The following is a 17,052-nucleotide window of genomic DNA, read 5'->3' on the forward strand; positions in this document are numbered from 1 at the left end:
GGCCGCAGCGCTGCTCCTGCCAGATCACTTGGCCCAGGGGGCTGTCACCCGGACGACCACGATGACGTCGTCGCGCCGGTCTTCCAGGTACCAGACGATCAGGAGTCCGCGCGCACAGCTCTTGTCACCTGCGACATGATCGGCGTCCGGGTCGTACTCCCACGTCCACTCGCTCAAGCCGCGACCTCACGCTCCGCCTCAACGATCATCCGACCGATCTCCGCCGACGCGGCCCGCCGCACGGCCCTGTCTTCCGCGCTCCCGGAAACGGTCTCCAGCTCATGCAGCCGGGCTGCTCTCTCCGGGGTTCGGCGCAGCGCCACCCAGATCCCCCACCGGCGGATGAAGAGATGCATGGGCGTCGTGCTATCCGTCTGAATGGCTTCCTGCCAAGCCTGCCGGAACTCCTGCTCGAACTCGACAGCAGCGGCGAGGTCGATACGGTTCACGGCCACCCGAAGCGCGGCCTCGATCAGAGGCGGCATCGGCAACGCGGCGTCGCTGATGGGCGAGGTCGTCATCGGGCCCTCCTCAGTGATATCGGATTCACGGTATCGCGCTCACAGCGCACGAGGCGCGCACTTCTCGGCACGATGCGATGGTGATGCTGCGCGGGGGGCAGAGCAGCGGCGACGGCGTTCTGTGTGCGCGGGATCGGCTGCGGGTCGGAGTCGGAGTGAATCGGCTGAGTGCTCACGGTGTTCTCCAGGGTGGCCCCGCCAGCGTATCCGGCGGGGCATGGGCGCTTCAGCTCTTCTCTGAGCTCAGGGGCGCGCGAACCCGCGCCGTGACCCGACGCCGTCCCGGTGCCGATGCCAGCCGCCCCGGAGGAGGTCGAGCACATCCGGCACGGACAGGCTTCGTGCCGACGCGCCAGGGGTCGGCTCGCTCACCAGGCCAGTCCTGTCGCGTGCACGTCACGGGTGTCCAGGTCGATGTCAAAGTCCTCCGCCATCACCAGGATGAGGCGCCGCCGCTGGCAGGCGCTGCCCCTCCCGCCGCTCGTGTTCGACCAGGTAGGCCCGGGCAAGGGCCGCGTCCTCCCCGTCGAGCGATTCCACGTCCCCGGGCCGGGCCGCACCGTTCACCCAGCCGCTGCGGGGATGGCGCGCCGGCTTGGCAGGGCGCTTTGCTGTGCTTGGCGGACCCAGGGGCGACCGGGGCGGGTACCCGCTCGGTGCCGCCGGAACCGGACACGAACACGCCCAGCAGCCACACGGGCAGGGTTCGTGCATCCTCGATCCTCTGCCGTCCGCCATCGAGCCCAAGGGCGACGAAGCCACTGGCTGACCCCCCCGCGTTCCAGGACAGACGGCCCCGCCGGGGCGCCGCCCCCCCTCTCACCAGCTCCTTCCGGCCAAATCCGGCCCCGTCGTCGGACCCCCCACGTAAAGTGGTCGGGATCGGGGGGCGATGCGATCACCCACGATCGGTGACACGAGTCCGGGGCAGGACCGGAGCAGGACGTACGGGGAGGGCCAGCGGGCGCCATGAGACCCACACTCGCCGCGCAGGCACTGCGCGACACCACGGTCGAGTATCTGACCACCACTTTCGCGCTGGCCGAGCCCGCCACCCAGGACGGGCTCACCGACTTCCTCACCGACCCGGCCGACGGGCTGTTCCGCGGGCCGTACCACCGGATCCGGCGGCCGTTCCGGGCCGCGGAAGACGGCTGGCAGCAGCACCTCGACTGGTGGAAGGGCGATTTCTGGCCGTACGCGCACCAGGCCGAGACCTTCGCCCGCTTGACCACCAAGGGCGGGCACGTCCCTCAGCCCACGCTCGTCACCACCGGTACCGGCTCCGGCAAGACCGAGTCCTTCCTCGTCCCGGTCATCGACCACTGCCGTCGCGCCAAAGCGGCCGGCAAGCACGGGATCAAGGCCGTCCTGCTCTACCCGATGAACGCCCTCGCCGGCGACCAGGCCGACCGGATCGGCCAGCTGCTGCGCGACGAGCGCCTGCAGGACGTGACCGCCGGGCTCTACATCGGTGAGGCGAGCTCCGCCAAGAACGGCTCCCCGTACGGGCGGGTGGCGGTGGACCGGGCCGAGATCCGGCGGAACCCGCCGGACATCCTGATCACGAACTACAAGATGCTCGACCTGCTGCTCCAGCGGCAGCAGGACGCACCGCTATGGGCCGACGCCGACCTCGCGTACATCGTGATCGACGAGTTTCACACCTACGACGGCGCCCAGGGCACCGATGTCGCCATGCTGCTGCGGCGCCTCGGCGTGGTCGTCGGGGCCGCCGAGGAAGGCCGTCCGCTCGGCTCGATCTGCCCGGTGGCCACCTCGGCGACCCTCGGCGAGTCGCCCATTCGGGACCGGCAGGACCAAGGCGGCGCAGGCGGTCCCCGCGCCATGCTCGACGTGGCCTCGCAGGTCTTCGGCGTGCGGTTCCCGGATGACGCGGTGGTCGGTGAGGACCGGCGGGACCTGAACTCGTTCCTCTCCCCCGTCGACCTGACTCTGCCGCTGCCCTCCCCTGCCGACCTCGTGGCCCTGCCCGATCCGGCCGCCTCCGGCGACGGGCTCGACGCCGTCTCCCGCGCTGTGCTCGGCTGCGACACCTCCGACGCCCGCGAAATGGGGCGACGTCTCCTCGCTCACCCACTCATCCACGATCTGCTCACTGCCGACGTGGACCAGCCGCTCACGGCCGAGGAGATCCTGGCCGCCTTCCCCACCAGCTCGACGTGGCGTGTGACGGCCGCCCAGGATCCGAAGACCTCCGCCGAGGCGCTCGCCCGGTTCATCGCGCTGATCTCGGTGGCCCGCGACCCGGGCGCGCCCGCCGATCGGGAGCGGCCCCTGCTGCTCGTCGAGACCCACCTGTGGGTGCGCTCGCTCTCCCGCGTCCTGCGGTTCGTCTCGCCGAAGCCCGTGTTCTCCTGGACGGACAGCGACCAGGCCGCCACCGCCGCCATCGTCTCCGCTGCGCAGGAGGAGCGGCGCCGAGCCGTGGCGCGGGCCGGGCGGCTGCCGTCGGCCTACTGCCGGCACTGCGGGCGATCCGGCTGGAGCGCCGTCAGCCCCGAGCGGAACCCGACATCCCTGGTCACCGCGCCCGACGACATCTACCGGCTCAGCGCGGGCGGCGGCACCGGCAAAGCCCGTGTGCGAGCGCTCATCGCGGCGACTCCCACCGAGGCGGCCGAGCAGGCCCGGCAGGCCCTCGCCCGGAGCATGCGGCGTGGACGGCGGGCGGCGACCCGTGAGGCGACCGTCCTCGTCCTCGAGGACAGCGGGGAGGCGTTGCGCCGGATCGACCCCGACGAGGTGCTCCGTAGCGACGGCTCGATCGCCGAGGCGCCGGAAAACGGGGTGTTCGTCAAGACGTGGTTCGACAACCCCGACCGGGACGAGTACGCGAAGCAGGACCGGTGCCCGGCGTGCGGGCAGGCGCAGGGCATCCGCTTCCTCGGTGCCGGTGTGGCCCCACTCGCCTCGGTGGCCGTCACGCAACTGTTCACCGGCGGGGAGTTGCCGAAGGAGGACGCCGAGGGCAACGACCGTCGCAAGACGCTGATCTTCAACGACTCCGTGCAGGACGCGGCCCACCGGGCCGGCTTCGTGGCGTCGCGGGCCTGGAAGTTCTCACTGCGGGCGCTCGTCCAGGAGCAGTTGGCGGAGCGCACGGCGGAGGAACCGCGCTTCGCCGAGAACGGCGTACCGCTCAACGAGCTGATCGCCTCGCTGGTGAAGCGTGCCTCCGTGGACAAGGAGAAACTACTGGCCTCGGTCGTGCCGCCCGACCTGCACGACGTGGACCGTGTGAAGCGGCTCCTGACCGGCAAGAAGCGGCTGCCCAAGGGCACGTGGGACCTCGTCGGTGAGCGGCTGGCGTTCAACACCTTGCTGGAGTTCGGGCTGAACTCGAGGCTGGGCCGGACCCTGGAGCTCACCCGCACGGTGGCGGCCGAGGTGTACCTTCCGGACCCGGAGCGCGCGGCGCGGCTCGCCGAAGGACTGTACGAGGAACACCTGCGGCGGCAGCTGCCCGTGGACCCCGAGGAGGCAGGGGAGGGCGAGGAAGCCGCCGGGGAGGCCGCACGGCTGCCCGCGTCCGGTCCGGAACGGCTGCGTCGCTTCGAGGGGTTCGTGCGCGGGCTCCTGGAACACGTACGGATCAGTGGCGGCATCCGGCACACCTGGCTGGACGGGTTCATCGACGCCGAGGGGCGCAACCGGTACACGATCTGGGGCGGGCGGCCCGAGGGCATGCAGGCCTTCGGCCGTAACTCGGACGCGCCAGCCTTCGTCCTGGTCGGCTCGCGCTCGGGCAGGACGGACTTCGAGCGGGTCGACACCAGGGAGAGCTGGTACACCGACTTCGCCGAACGCTGCCTGGGCATGGACCGTGCCCTCGCCGCCGGCTACCTGGCCGAGCTGCTGCCACGGCTCGCGGACGCCGAGATCGGCGCCTTGGCCCACCGGCGTACCGGGGAGGGCAACGCGGGTGGCAACGGCAAGGGGCACGGGGCCTACGGGCTCACTCCCGGACACATCCGGGTGCGGCCGCTGACCGACGAGCAGACGACGCACGCGGCGCTGGCCTGTCCGGAGTGCGGCTGGACACAGACCGTGCCTCCGGAGCGGGTGGGAGTGTGGCAGGGCCTGGCCTGCCCGCTCAAGGGGTGCGCGGGAAAGCTGGCGGTGCCCTTCAGGCAGGCTCCCGGCCGGGCCGGGCGGGACTACCGGTTGGACTATTACCGGCGGCTGTACCGGGAGGCAGGGCCTTACAGCGTGGTCGCCGCTGAGCACACCGGGGTGCTCAGCCGCAAGGAGCGCGAGGAGGTCGAGAAGGGCTTCCGGCAGGGTGCCCGGCACACCGACCCCAATGTGCTCTCCTGCACGCCCACTCTGGAACTCGGCATTGACATCGGCCAGTTGGAGGCGGTTGTCCTGGCCTCGCTGCCGCCGAGCACCGCCGGATACGTCCAGCGGGTCGGCCGGGCCGGCCGGTCGACGGGTAACGCGCTGATGGTGTCACTGGCCGACACCAGCCCGCGCGCCCTCTACCACCTGTCGGAGCCGCGGCAGCTGATCGCGGGGCGGATCCTGCCGCCCGGGTGCTTCCTGTCGGCGGGAGAGCTGCTGCGCCGCCAGTACGTCGCCCATCTCATCGACCTGGCTGCGCGCGGCCGACTGGAGGGCGTGAGCCCGCTGCCCGACCGGGTGACAGCCCTGTTCGGGCGGGTCGGCTGGCTGCGGCGGTTCGCGCAGGCCGTGACGGGGCGCAGGGACCTGGTCGAGGAGTTCCTGAAACTGTTCCCCGAGATCGACGGGGTGCCGGACTCAGGTGTCTCCCGGGACGCCCGTTCCGCGCTGCACCGCTATGCGGCGGGGAAGCTGGCCGAGGTCCTGCGGGACGCCGAGGAGGCGTGGGAGGCGGAACGGGCCGAGCTCGTGGACCGGCGCGCCCTGATCAACGAGGCAGCGGAGGCGCTTCACGAGAACGTGGAGGACGAGGCCCGGGAGAAGAGAAACCTGGCCCGTGAGGCGGCGGCCGTCGCCAAGCAGCTGCAGGAGTTCGCACAAACGGGGGCGCAGGCATTCCTGGTCGAATGGGGTCTGCTGCCGAACTACAGCCTGGTGGAGGACGGCGTACGGCTGGAGGCCGCGCTGACCCGCAAGGAGCCCGCCCGGCGCGCCCGAAGCGCCGCCGGTTCCGGCGCGGACGAGGTACCCGCGTCGCAGTGGCGCACCGAGCCCCGGACATACAAGCGGCCGTCCGAGTCGGCGCTCACCGAGCTGGCCCCGGGGAACTCGTACTACGTCCTCGGCTACCGCCACACGATCGACGGTTTTGATCTCGGGCCGCGCCCCAAGGAGGACGAGAAGGACCCGCGTTCAGCGGTGGTCGCCTGGCGCGTCTGCCGGGAGTGCGGACACGTCCGTACGCGGAACGCCGAGACCGACACCTCGCCCTGCCCTCGCTGTGCCGGACCCGGCATCGGCGGCCGCGCCGCGTTGCACCATGTGATCGTTCCCCACAAGGTCACCTCCCGGGACAAGCGGGACGACGCCCGGATCATCGACGACCACGACTCACGCAACCGGCGCCACTACGCGACGGCTACGGCGGTGGACATCGACCCGGCCGCGATCAAGGAGAGCTGGCGGCACTCCGGAGCCACCTTCGGCGTCGACCACGTGCGCGAGGCGGTCATCCGGAGGTTCAACCTCGGGCCCGTCAGGCTGAGCCGCCGCCCGGACACGTATTTCGCCGGCACCGAGGTCACCATCACGCCCTTCGTGCTCTGCCCGCAATGCGGCGGCGCTACCGACCGCGAGCCCGGACACGCCCCCGTACAGGAGGAGCTGTCCGAATCCCTCGCCGGGCGCCCGGAGCTGGCCCACCACCGGCCCTGGTGTCCCACGCGACGCCGCGGCCGGTCCGTCCAGGTCCAGGACCAACGGGTGATCACGGCCACCGAGCACCGCACGGAGGCGCTGCGCATCCTGCTGCCCGCCGCGACCCTGCACGTGCCGGAACGGCTGGCCTCGTTCTCCGCCGCCCTTCACCTCGGGCTCGCGCTGCGCTACGGCGGTGATCCGGCGCACATCCGGTCCACCCCGAGCACGGAGCCGGACCGCGAGAGCGGGCTGACCCGCAACTATTTGGTGCTCTACGACTCGCTGCCCGGCGGCACGGGATATCTCCAGCGGCTCGTCGAGGGTGTGGGAGAGGAGTTCCGGGCGGTGCTGGCGGCCGCCCAGGAGTATCTGCGCGATTGCCCGTGCCAGGACGGATCTCGCCGCGCGTGCCACCTGTGCCTGCTGGGGTACGCGCCGGAGCGCGAGTACGGGCTCCTCGACCGCCGCGAGGCCTTGTGGATGCTCGACGACGTGCTCGGCGAGGACGGCCGCAGCCGCTGGGCCGTCAAGCCCGTCCGCAAGGGCCGGGCGGGCCGCGCGGAGGCCGAGGAAGAGGACCGGAGACGGTTCGCCCAGCAGGCGCAGAGCGACCTGGAGCGACGCTTCATCGACTGCCTCGACCGCTGGCTCGCCGATCCCGCCAACCGGGCCGACGTGGAGCATGAGGAGACCCCGACCGGCCGCCAGGGCAAGCGGTTCACGCTGCGCCGCCGGGATGGCTCGCCGATCCGCTGGGAGTCGGTGGCACAGAAGCCGCTGTACGCGCAGGGCACCGTGCCGGATCTGCTGCTGCGTCCCGTCGCGGGTGAGACCACCTCGGACGGTGCGCCGCCCATGCCGGTGGCCATCTACCTGGACGGCTACCGTTGGCACGCGTCCGCGGCAACCAACCGGATCGCGGGTGACGCCGCCAAGCGGGCCCGGCTGCGTGCTGACGGCACGCTGGTCTGGCAGATCACCTGGGACGATGTCATGGCCTGGGAGAAGGAGCTGCGGGCCCGGGCGGGGCGGGGTGCGGCGGCGGACGGGGACGATGCCGTGCAGGCGCTCATTCCCGCCCTCGCCGGGCCTTCGGCGCAGGCCGCGTGGCCACCGTATGCCGTCGAAGGCGACGCCACGCCGGGCGGTCGAGCCCGGGCACGCTGGGCACAGCAGCGGCAGGACCCGGCCGAGATCGACCGGCTGTTCGCCGGTGCCATCCCCGCCCTGCTCGCCTTCCTCGCAGACCCGGATCTCCGACGCTGGCACGCGATGGCCCGGCTCTGTGTCGGGGGTCTGCTCCCCCTGGCGAAGCGGGAGGAGGTCGTCGACGCCTCTCCCGAGTCCGCCGTGCCGTGGATCGAGGCGACGCTGCGGGATGATGCCCGACCCCCGGTCAGCGGTCAGGGTCTGAGGCTCTATCCCGTGCGCGACGCCTCCGGTCTACCTCTGGCTTTGATCGGCGACTCCCGGATGAAACCGCCGGGGATGAGCGCACTGGCCGTGCTCGACGACCGTTCCGAGGCCGTCGCCGGTGACAGTGCCGCGCACCGGCGGCGCTGGAAGGCATGGTTGTGTTGGGGGAACGTACTCCAGTTCCTGGACCCGACCGGGACGGGTCGGGCCGACGGTCTCCAACTCGCCCGCAGCGAGCTGGACTCCTTCGACGCGGGACTGCTGGCGGCCACGGCCGTACGGGCGGACGGGCTGCTGACGGCCCTGCGCGAAGAGCTCCCGGGCACGGGGCTCGTGGTGCCAGAACCGGAGCAGGCAGACCGGGCATCGGTGCCGGAGGCCGCTGCCGAGGCGACTCCGCGTCCCGTGCCCGAAGCCGTCAGGACCGCCACGGCTCCTACCACGCTGGAACGCGCCGCCTGGGAACTCGTCCTGCGCGAGCTGTCGTACGTGGGTGACCCGGCGATCGAGGCTCTCGCCAGGGCCCTCGCGGAGCGCGGGGACGTGCAGGCCGCCGAGGCGGGCTGGGATGCCACTGGCGTCTCCCGGCCGCTCGAACTGGCCTGGCCGGACCGCAGAATCGCGGTGGTCCTGGACGAGGACGCGGCCGACGACGCCTACATGGCGGAGTGCGTGGCGGCGGGGTGGCAGGTCCGGGCCCCGGGCAGTTGGGACGAGGCGGAGCTCGCCGCCCTGCTCGACGACCGGCAGTAGAGCGCATTCAGAGAGGGAGGGGACCGGCGATGAGCAATGGGGTCAGGACACAGGTCGCCGTCACACCGCAGGCCAACGAGGACATCCGGCGCCTCGACGCGGCCACGAAGAACGCGGTGGGTGACTTCGTCCGTCGGCTGCGGGCCGACCGGTCCAACCGTGCGCTGCGGCTGACCTTCTTGCGTGAGGCGGGTGGAAACGGACGCCTGTTCCTCGCCGCGCTCGACAGCAGCCGCATGGGGCTGCTGCTGGAGACCGAGGAGAACCGCTTCAGCCTGCTGGCCGTCCGGGTCGGAGCGACGGCGCGCGACGAACTCGCCCGGCTGACCGTGGAGATCAATGCGGTCTCGGGCGGTGTTGAGCTCGTCGACCAGAGTGAGGTCAGCGCCAATGTAGTGGCGATGCCGACGCGCCCGGTGCCCGGTCCGGAACCGGGCACCGCACCGGAGGCGGCTCCGGCAGCCGAGGCTGCCGGTTCCGCGACGGGCGCGGAAGCCGCCGCCTCCGCGACGGCTCCGGCCGTCCTGCCGGTACCTCTCTTCGCCTGTTACGGGGACGAGGAGCTCGTCGGGCTCGGTGTGATCGCCTCCCTGTTGCCCGCCCTGCGGCGAATCACCGACAGCCGCCAGCTGGAGGCCGTACTCGGTCACAACCTTCCCGGGCTCACCCGGGAGGTGTTGCTGGCACTGCAAGACGGCATGGATCCAGGCAAGGTCCGCAGCTTCATCACCGACCAGTGGCGAGCCGAGGAGGAAGTCGATCCGCAGGACTGGGCCCGGGCGGCGCGACGGCCCGTCTCCCAGGTCAGCACGGAGGACTCGGCTGTCCTGGACGCGCTCGGGGACAGTTTCGACGCCTGGCGGCTCTTCCTCCACCCCGAGCAGCACAGACTCGCCACCACTTCGTTCAAGGGGTCGGCAAAGGTCACCGGCGGACCGGGCACCGGCAAGACCGTCGTGGCCCTCCATCGGGTCCGGCACCTCGTCGCCCAGCTGCCGCCAGGGCAGACCCGGCCCGTACTGCTGACCACATACAACACCAACCTCGCCGTCGACCTGAAGGAGCGCATGTACCGGCTCGGCGGTGACGCACTCGTGCGCCGGGTCGACGTCAAGTCCGTGGACCAGCTGGCCCGGGAAGTAGTCGAGCAGCATCCGGGCTCCGTTCTCGGTACGCCCATGGGTGACGAGGAAGCCATGGCGCTCTGGCACAGGGCGTGCGCCGAGGCCGGCGTATTCGACTATGACGCCGACTTCCTCGACTCGGAGTTCAAACACGTCATCCTCGCGCAGGGCTGCGGCACCGCCCGCATGTACCTCCGTGCCGAACGACGAGCTCGGGGTGTGCTGCAACGGGCTGACCGGAACCGTGTGTGGGAGCTGGTGGAGACGTACCGCGCTCTCCTGGATGGTCCGCCCCGGCGCACTACGTATGCGCTGATCGCCGACGAGGCCGCACGGATCGAGCGGCGCCGCATGGCCAAGGCCGCCGAGCAGGCGCGCTACAAGGAGGAGCACGGAGGCCTGGACCTCATCCATCGTGAGGCCGGTAGCGGCATGTGGCTCAAGCCCCGGTACCAGCACATCGTGGTGGACGAGGCTCAGGACCTGTCGGCCTCGCACTGGCGGATGCTGCGCGCGATGGTGGCGCCCGGGCCGAACGACATCTTCCTGGTAGGCGACGCCCATCAGCGCATCTACTCGCACCAGGTGGTTCTCGGCAGGCTCGGCATCAGTACTCCCGGACGGGCTTCCCGTCGACTGACACTGAATTACCGCACGACACGAGAGATCTTGGGCAGTGCCCAGGGGCTGGTGCGGGGCGTGAGCTTCGACGATCTCGACGACCGGCCCGACACGTTGGACGGCTACCGCTCCGTCCTGACCGGGCTGGCGCCTCAGTACTGGCGTGCTCCCGACTGGGAGACCGAGATGCGGGCCATCGCCACTCTGCTCAAGGAGCGCCATGAGCGCTACGGCACTCCATACACGGCCATGGCCGTCAGCGTTCCGGACAAGGCCGCCGTCACACAACTCGCTTACACGCTGGCATGCAAGCCGTTCCTGATCCCCGCGAGCGAGATCGGCCGGGAGGGGCCGCGCGACACCGACACCGTACGCATCGGCACCATGCACCGATTCAAGGGGCTGGAGTTCCAACGGGTGTTCCTGGCAGGTGTCAGTGAGGGCTTGGTGCCGCATCAGCGCATCGATGCCTTCCGGCTGAGCAGTCCCGACCGATATCGCCAGGAGGAGCAGCGGGCCCGTTCCCTGCTCTTCGTCGCGGCTACCCGGGCACGGGACGAATTGGTCGTGACGTGGCACGGCAGGGCGAGTCGTTATCTGCCCCAGCATGCCGACCGCGACGCCGGCCGTGCGACATCACTGCTCACGGGTGACGGTCCTCCGTCGGGTTCGAACGCCGCGTGATATCTAGGCCTCCTACGAGGGCCAACGGGGGCCTGTGGGCAGGGCCTCGTGGTGGTGCCAGATCAGGTAGCGGTCTTCTCGACGGAGCTCCGCCGATCCCCACTCGATACGCATGACTCCTTGCTCCATGGAGCAGGCGTAGGCGACGAGTACGAGACCGAAATCCCGGGGTATGAGCTCCAAGTCCGCGTGGACCTCGGACTCCTCGAGCTCCTCGATGCCCAGGTCCAGCGTCTGCTGCATCGGTTCCGGGCCGTGGCGCCGGATGAGGTCGGCGCGGAGGCCCGTGGCCCGCCGTAACCGGGCGGTCGTGACGGGGACGTCCTTCTTCGCATAGCGGAACGGGTAGATCACATGCCCGCGGACGATCATTATCGTGCGCCCCTGGAGGCGCACGGGCTCCCCGAGCGCCTCCAGGCCGACGGCGAGTTCCTCGTACTGCACGGCGTACAAGCCGTGGCCGTACGCCTCCAACGTCTGGGTGTGGACGCCCTCGTGGCCGTTCCGGGCCCTGTCATGGGCCCGGAGCAAGCTGTCCGGGATGATGTCCGTCAAGTCGTCGGCCAGGTCGCCGAAGGTCTCCCGCGCCCACTGGCTGGTCGAGCCCATGCCGTACCGCCCCTCCCCTGGTGGCGCCGAAGCGCCGAGCAGCATCCGAACCACACCGTGGTTCATGTGCGGGGGCGAAGCAAGGGAGCGTCGTGGCGGAGCCGGGGCACGCGTCGCGGTGGTGCGGTGAGTGGTTGCCCCCGGTCACGCCGGAGGCCACCACTCCTGTCATGCGGCACGCCCGTGGTCACACCTTCGGGAACCCGAATCCGTAGCCCTCGTCCTTCAGCCAGTCGATGCAGCGGGCCAGGGCCTCGACGCTCTGGGTGCGGTCTCCGCCGCCGTCGTGGAAGAGGATGATGGGGCCGTTGGGGAGTTCGCGTTTGATGTTTTCCATGATGCGGTCGACGCCCGGGCGTTGCCAGTCCCGGGTGTCGACGTCCCAGCCGAGGGGGCGCATGCCGTTGTCGGCGGCCAGGTGGCGGCTGTAGGGGGTGAAGGCCCCGCCGGGGGCGCGGTAGTAGCGGATCGTTCCGGCAGAGCCGCCGCCGGCCGCTTCCTCGATCATCTTCTTGGCGTCGAGGATCTGCTGCTTCTGGTAGTCCTCCGAGCGCTTGTCCATGGCGGTGTTGTGGTCGACGGAGTGGTCGCAGAGGCGGTGGCCTTCGGCGACGACCTGTTTGACGAGGTCCGGGCGGGCCTTGGCCTGGGGGCCGATCATGCAGAAGGTGGCCTTGATGCCGGACTTCTTCAGCAGTTCCAGGACCTTCGGGGTCCACCTGGGGTCGGGGCCGTCGTCGATGGTGAGGGCCACGACCTTTCCGCCGGTCTCCGTCTCGTGGACGATCTCCGGGGAGACCGGGCCGGCCGGGGCGGCGGAGGCGGGTGTGCCGGGTGCGCCCGGCGCGTTGGGAGTCGGCGGGGACGGGGTGCCGCCCTTGCCGTCCGGGGCCGGTGTCGGGCCCTGGGCGATCGTTTCCTCACCCCGGGGGTTTCCCGAACCCTCGGTGGCCACGGCCACGGTGCCCGATATCACCCCCGCGATGGCGATCATCCCTCCCGCCGCGATCACCAAATGCCGCCTATGGGCCGTCAATCGCGTCATGACTTCCCCCACCCCCTCGCGCACTGACCAATGTCCTGCCCGCGTAGGACGGCGATGTACCGCAAAGCGTTCCGCGACACGGCATCGCTCACAGAATTCAGACAGGACAGCCACGTCTCCTCTGTAAAGTTCCCAGTTGCCCCACTACTGTTACGCTTCCGCGATCGTCCGGGAGACCTCCTCCGTACGGGCCGCCTCCTCCGCCGCGAAGCGGTGGGCGTCGAGTTGTTCGGCGATCTCCTCGTCCTGGGCCATGAGTTGATCGAGGCTGGCGTCACCCATCTCGAACACTCCCATGTCGGCATAGGCGCGCTGGAGCCTCTCGCCCCACAGACCGATGTCCTTCACACACGGCACAATGCGGCTGAAGAGCAACTTCCGAAAGATCTGGAGGAATTCGGAGCGCTCGCTCAGCTCCGCCGCGTCTCCCGCGGGTACGCCGAAGTCCGCGAGGACCTCCTCGCCGCGCAGCCGGTCGCGCATCAGGTAGCAGCCCTCGATGACGAATTCCTCGCGGTCCCGCAATTCGGCGTCGGAAAGCTGTTTGTAGTACTCGCGCAACGCCATGCGACCGAAGGCCACATGCCGGGCCTCGTCCTGCATGACGTAGGCGAGGATCTGTTTCGGCAGTGGTTTCTCGGTCGAATCGCGCAGCAATCCGAAGGCCGCAAGGGCGAGCCCCTCGATCAGGACCTGCATCCCGAGCGAGGGCATGTCCCAGCGGGAGTCCCGCAGGGTGTCCTCCAGCAGTGAGCGGAGGCTGGGGTTGACCGGATAGACCATGCCGATCTTCTCGTGGAGGAACCGGCTGTAGACCTCCACGTGCCGGGCCTCGTCCATCGCCTGGGTGGCGGCGTAGAACTTCGCGTCCAGGTCGGGGACGGCCTCCACGATGCGGGTCGCGCACACCAGCGCCCCCTGTTCGCCGTGGAGGAACTGGCTGAAGTTCCAGGAGGCGTAATGGCGGCGCAGATCACGCCTGTTGTGCTCGCTCATCTTGTCCCAGTAGGGCGTGCCGAAGACGACGAGGTTCTCGTCGGGCACGCCGAGCGGGTCGTAGGGGTCGACCTCCAGGTCCCAGTCGACGCGCTTGGCGCCGTCCCACTGCTTGTCCTTGCCCTTCTGGTAGAGGGCCAGGAGCCGTTCGCGGCCCTCGTCGTAATCCCAGCTGAAGCGTGCCGCCCCGGTCGCGGGGACCTCCCAGACGGGCGGGCCGGGGTCGTGGCGGTAGAGGTCGCGCGTCATCGTGGACGCCTCCTGTCCCTCGCTCATCAGCACTCTCGGGCAGGTCACATGACTGTTCGCACGGCCGTTCACATGGCTGTTCATATGACTGTGACGGCTGGCTCTTCTGCAGGCTCACACGGGGCCACCGCCGGGTCAATGAGCCGTTCGAGGGGCGGCGGGAACGAACCCTTGACGGGCTTGCTGACAAGTAGTCTCATAAGGGCGTACCGCCGGTAGTCCGACAGTCCGAAGACTCAGAGACCCGAGGTGGCTTCCGTCATGGCGACCGTCCCCGATACCAGTGGTGTCCCCGGCGCCCGCGACGCGCTCGGCCCGCTCAAGGACCGTGAGCGGGTCGCCCAGCGGCTGCTCGAGTCCTCCGCCCGGCACTCCTTCGACCCCGACACCCATCTCGACTGGGCCGCGCCCCTGGAGCCCGGCAAGTGGTACTGCCCGCCGGAGCTGGTCTCCCTCTACGGCACGCCGCTGTGGCGGCGGATGCCGGAGGAGCAGCGGATGGACCTCTCCCGGCACGAGATAGCGTCGCTCGCCTCCCTCGGCATCTGGTTCGAGATCATCCTGATGCAGCTGCTGGTCCGGCACATCTACGACAAGCCCGTGACCAGCTCCCACGTCAACTACGCGCTGACCGAGATCGCCGACGAGTGCCGGCACTCGAGAATGTTCGCCCGGATGATCGACAAGGTCGGCGCCCCGACCTACCCCGTCGCCCGCCGCCACCACAACCTCGCCCGGATCCTGAAGACCGTCTCCACCACGCCGGGCTCCTTCGCCTGCACCCTGCTGGGCGAGGAGATCCTCGACCACATGCAGCGGCTGACCTTCCCCGACGAGCGCGTCCAGACGCTCGTCCGCGGCGTCACCCGCATCCACGTCGTGGAGGAGGCGCGCCACGTCCGCTACGCGCGGGAGGAACTGCGGCGGCAGATGGCCACCTGCCCGCGCTGGGAGGCGGAGCTGACGCGGGTGAGCACGGGCGAGGCGGCCCGCGTCTTCACGGCCGCGTTCATCAACCCGCAGGTGTACACGAACGTGGGGCTGGACCGCCGCGAAGCCGTCGCCCAGGTCCGCGCCAGCGGCCACCGCCGCGAGGTGATGCGGGCCGGAGCCGGGCGTCTCACGGACTTCCTGGACGAGATCGGTCTGCTGCGCGGCGCGGGACGGCGGTTGTGGCGCAGCTCCGGGTTGCTGGCCTGAGCGGTCCTCGTCACCGGCCCGCCCCGGGTCCGGACCGTTACGCTGCGATCCATGACCGGCAGCGGAACCACCTCCTACCGCAGGCTCGGCGTCGCCGAGCGCCGAGCCCAGCTGATCGCCACCGCGCTCCGCCTGTTCGCCCACCGCGTGCCCGAGGACGTCTCGCTGGACGACGTCGCGGCCGCCGCCAAGGTCTCCCGCCCGCTGGTCTACCGCTACTTCCCCGGCGGCAAGCAGCAGTTGTACGAGGCGGCCCTGCGCAGCGCGGCGGACGAGCTCGAAGTGTGCTTCGCCGAGCCCGAGACCGGCCCGCTCACGGGCCGGCTCGCCGCGGTCCTCGACCGCTACCTCGCCTTCGTCGACGAGCACGACGCGGGCTTCGCCGCCCTGCTCCAGGGCGGCAGCGTCGCGGAGACCTCGCGGACGGGCGCCATCGTGGACGAGGTGCGCCGGGCCGCCGTCGCGCAGATCCTCAAGCACCTGTCCGTGGCCGAGCCGGGGGTGCGGCTGCGCACCATGGTGCGGACGTGGATCACGGCCGTGGAGGCCGCCTCGCTGATCTGGCTGGACGAGGGGAAGCAGCCCCCGCTGGGCGAGCTGCGCGACTGGCTGGTCGACCACTTCGTGGCCCTGCTCCTGACGACGGGCGCGGGCGACCCCCAGGTCGCCGCGGTGGCCCGCGCGGCGCTGGCCCGGGAGCCGGCCGACGGGCCGGTGGGCGACCTCGCCCGCCGGGTGCTCCCCCTGCTGGAGGACGCGGGCCACCTGCTCTGACCAGCGCCGACGACCGGAAACCGGGCCGTTGTCAGACCCCGCCCCTACGCTCGTACGCATGCTCGTGAACCGCGCTTACGTACCGCCCGAGCTCGTCGGTGACGACGAGGCGGACGGCTGGCCCTGGTCGGTGCCCTGTGTGAAGGAGCTGCTGGCCGACGGGATCGTCTTCGACGCGCCCGTCACCTTCCTCGTCGGGGAGAACGGCTCCGGGAAGTCGACGGTCGTCGAGGCGATAGCCGAGGGCTTCGGGCTGGACGCGCGCGGCGGCCGGGCCGGGCGGAAGTACGGCAACGACCGCCCGAAGACGGTCCTCGGCGAGCGCGTCCGCCTGGACCTCACCTCGCGCGGCGCCCGCATGATGAGCGGCCCGCGTACACGGAAGAAGGGGTACTTCCTCCGGGCCGAGACGGCCTTCGGCCTGATGGAGACCGTGTGGGGGCTGCCCGGCTACTGGGAGGAGAACACCTCCGAGATGAGCCACGGCGAGGGTTTCCTCGCGGTCTTCGAGGCGATGTTCCGGCAGCCGGGCCTGTATGTGATGGACGAGCCGGAGGCCGCGCTGTCCTTCGCGTCCTGTCTGCGGCTGGTCTCCCTGATGCACCGGCTGGGGCGGTCGGGCGCCCAGGTGGTCTGCGCCACCCACTCGCCGATCCTGGCCTCGACCCCCGGCGCCCGGATCCTGGAGGTGGGCGAGCACGGCATCCAGCCCGTGGAGTGGCGGGATCTGCTGCTGGTCGACCACTGGGGGCGCTATCTGAGCGACCCGGAGGCCTATCTGCGGCACCTCATACCGGCCGAGGAGCGCGGCTGACGAGCACGGCTGACCACGGCCGCCGAGCGCGGCTGACGGGGGCTGACGGAGACTGGGGGCGTGAGAAGCGAGAAGACGCCCTTCGAGGGCGGGCCGCTGGACGGCCGTGTGCTGGACGTCCTGCTCGGACTGAACGGGCTGCCGCCCAAGAAGTACGAGGTGCCGGTCCCGGCCGAGGAGCCCGGCGCGGCCCCCACCGTGTACGTCTACCGGCGGGAGCCGGCGGCCGTGACGCGGCGCCTCGGGCTGCCCAAGGGCTGGAAGTACGTCCACGACCCGGAGGGGAAGCCGGGCACGGAGCTGAAGTGGCCCTGGTCCCGGACGGGCTGATCCAAGCGCTCCACGTCAACGTACGGGTGACCCCGATGACGCCCATTGGGGGGTTTCGTCCACGTCTTT

General features: G+C 70.7%; 12 protein-coding genes. 6 read left to right on the plus strand and 6 right to left on the minus strand.

Going from position 1 to position 17,052, the window contains the following annotated elements; translation table 11 throughout:
- Nucleotides 1-24: 24 nt before the first annotated feature.
- From ACX9I7_RS21080 to ACX9I7_RS21090, 3 genes are all read right to left on the minus strand, one after another.
- A complete protein-coding gene (locus ACX9I7_RS21080) occupies nt 25-177 on the minus strand; it encodes a hypothetical protein (protein WP_459388173.1) in 153 nt (50 codons plus the stop codon).
- Nucleotides 174-521 carry a hypothetical protein gene (locus ACX9I7_RS21085; RefSeq protein WP_459388174.1) on the minus strand — a complete coding sequence of 116 codons (348 nt, stop codon included), beginning with the start codon at nt 519-521 and terminating at the stop codon, nt 174-176. Before ACX9I7_RS21085 ends, ACX9I7_RS21080 begins: the two co-directional genes overlap by 4 nt.
- Nucleotides 522-889: 368 nt before the next feature.
- The gene (locus ACX9I7_RS21090) at nt 890-1,030 is read right to left on the minus strand and encodes a hypothetical protein (RefSeq protein ID WP_459388175.1); all 141 of its coding nucleotides are present in this window, start codon (nt 1,028-1,030) and stop codon (nt 890-892) included.
- A gap of 460 nt (nt 1,031-1,490) precedes the next feature.
- On the opposite strand from ACX9I7_RS21090, the gene ACX9I7_RS21095 reads away from it, so the two are divergent.
- Complete coding sequence (locus ACX9I7_RS21095; RefSeq protein ID WP_459388176.1) at nt 1,491-8,537, plus strand: DEAD/DEAH box helicase; 7,047 nt, start codon at nt 1,491-1,493, stop codon at nt 8,535-8,537.
- A 29-nt stretch (nt 8,538-8,566) separates the two neighbouring features.
- The gene (locus ACX9I7_RS21100) at nt 8,567-10,966 is read left to right on the plus strand and encodes a UvrD-helicase domain-containing protein (RefSeq protein WP_459388177.1); all 2,400 of its coding nucleotides are present in this window, start codon (nt 8,567-8,569) and stop codon (nt 10,964-10,966) included.
- A gap of 12 nt (nt 10,967-10,978) precedes the next feature.
- Here the strand turns inward: ACX9I7_RS21100 and ACX9I7_RS21105 are convergent, their stop codons facing one another.
- The 3 genes from ACX9I7_RS21105 to ACX9I7_RS21115 form a co-directional block, all read right to left on the minus strand.
- Nucleotides 10,979-11,575 (minus strand): hypothetical protein, encoded by a 597-nt coding sequence (locus ACX9I7_RS21105; RefSeq protein WP_459388178.1) that lies wholly within the window; start codon nt 11,573-11,575, stop codon nt 10,979-10,981.
- Nucleotides 11,576-11,762: 187 nt separating this feature from the next.
- Nucleotides 11,763-12,569: a polysaccharide deacetylase family protein gene (locus ACX9I7_RS21110; RefSeq protein ID WP_459388179.1), complete on the minus strand. Its 807-nt coding sequence runs from the start codon at nt 12,567-12,569 to the stop codon at nt 11,763-11,765.
- Between the two features lie 201 nt (nt 12,570-12,770).
- Entirely contained in the window at nt 12,771-13,892 is a 1,122-nt protein-coding gene (locus ACX9I7_RS21115) for a ferritin-like domain-containing protein (protein WP_459388180.1), read from the minus strand.
- Nucleotides 13,893-14,126: 234 nt separating this feature from the next.
- Here ACX9I7_RS21115 and ACX9I7_RS21120 point away from each other — a divergent pair, with 234 nt between their 5' ends.
- Genes ACX9I7_RS21120 through ACX9I7_RS21135 form a run of 4 tightly spaced genes read left to right on the plus strand, consistent with a single transcriptional unit; the run spans nt 14,127 to nt 16,983 of the window.
- On the plus strand, nt 14,127-15,065 hold the full coding sequence (locus ACX9I7_RS21120; protein WP_459388181.1) for an AurF N-oxygenase family protein: 939 nt from the start codon (nt 14,127-14,129) through the stop codon (nt 15,063-15,065).
- A gap of 51 nt (nt 15,066-15,116) precedes the next feature.
- Complete coding sequence (locus ACX9I7_RS21125; RefSeq protein WP_189451428.1) at nt 15,117-15,839, plus strand: TetR/AcrR family transcriptional regulator; 723 nt, start codon at nt 15,117-15,119, stop codon at nt 15,837-15,839.
- A gap of 58 nt (nt 15,840-15,897) precedes the next feature.
- The gene (locus ACX9I7_RS21130) at nt 15,898-16,653 is read left to right on the plus strand and encodes an AAA family ATPase (protein WP_387566254.1); all 756 of its coding nucleotides are present in this window, start codon (nt 15,898-15,900) and stop codon (nt 16,651-16,653) included.
- A 60-nt stretch (nt 16,654-16,713) separates the two neighbouring features.
- On the plus strand, nt 16,714-16,983 hold the full coding sequence (locus ACX9I7_RS21135) for a hypothetical protein (protein WP_189451430.1): 270 nt from the start codon (nt 16,714-16,716) through the stop codon (nt 16,981-16,983).
- Nucleotides 16,984-17,052: the final 69 nt, after the last annotated feature.

Source organism: Streptomyces sp. L500, assembly GCF_054551825.1.

Excerpts from the sequence above, each read along its gene's own strand:
- ACX9I7_RS21085 (WP_459388174.1), bottom strand. The coding sequence starts at position 521 with ATGACGACCTCGCCCATCAGCGACGCCGCGTTGCCGATGCCGCCTCTG.
- ACX9I7_RS21095 (WP_459388176.1), top strand. The coding sequence starts at position 1,491 with ATGAGACCCACACTCGCCGCGCAGGCACTGCGCGACACCACGGTCGAG.
- ACX9I7_RS21100 (WP_459388177.1), top strand. The coding sequence starts at position 8,567 with ATGAGCAATGGGGTCAGGACACAGGTCGCCGTCACACCGCAGGCCAAC.
- ACX9I7_RS21105 (WP_459388178.1), bottom strand. The coding sequence starts at position 11,575 with ATGGGCTCGACCAGCCAGTGGGCGCGGGAGACCTTCGGCGACCTGGCC.
- ACX9I7_RS21110 (WP_459388179.1), bottom strand. The coding sequence starts at position 12,569 with ATGATCGCCATCGCGGGGGTGATATCGGGCACCGTGGCCGTGGCCACC.
- ACX9I7_RS21115 (WP_459388180.1), bottom strand. The coding sequence starts at position 13,892 with ATGAGCGAGGGACAGGAGGCGTCCACGATGACGCGCGACCTCTACCGC.
- ACX9I7_RS21120 (WP_459388181.1), top strand. The coding sequence starts at position 14,127 with ATGGCGACCGTCCCCGATACCAGTGGTGTCCCCGGCGCCCGCGACGCG.
- ACX9I7_RS21125 (WP_189451428.1), top strand. The coding sequence starts at position 15,117 with ATGACCGGCAGCGGAACCACCTCCTACCGCAGGCTCGGCGTCGCCGAG.
- ACX9I7_RS21130 (WP_387566254.1), top strand. The coding sequence starts at position 15,898 with ATGCTCGTGAACCGCGCTTACGTACCGCCCGAGCTCGTCGGTGACGAC.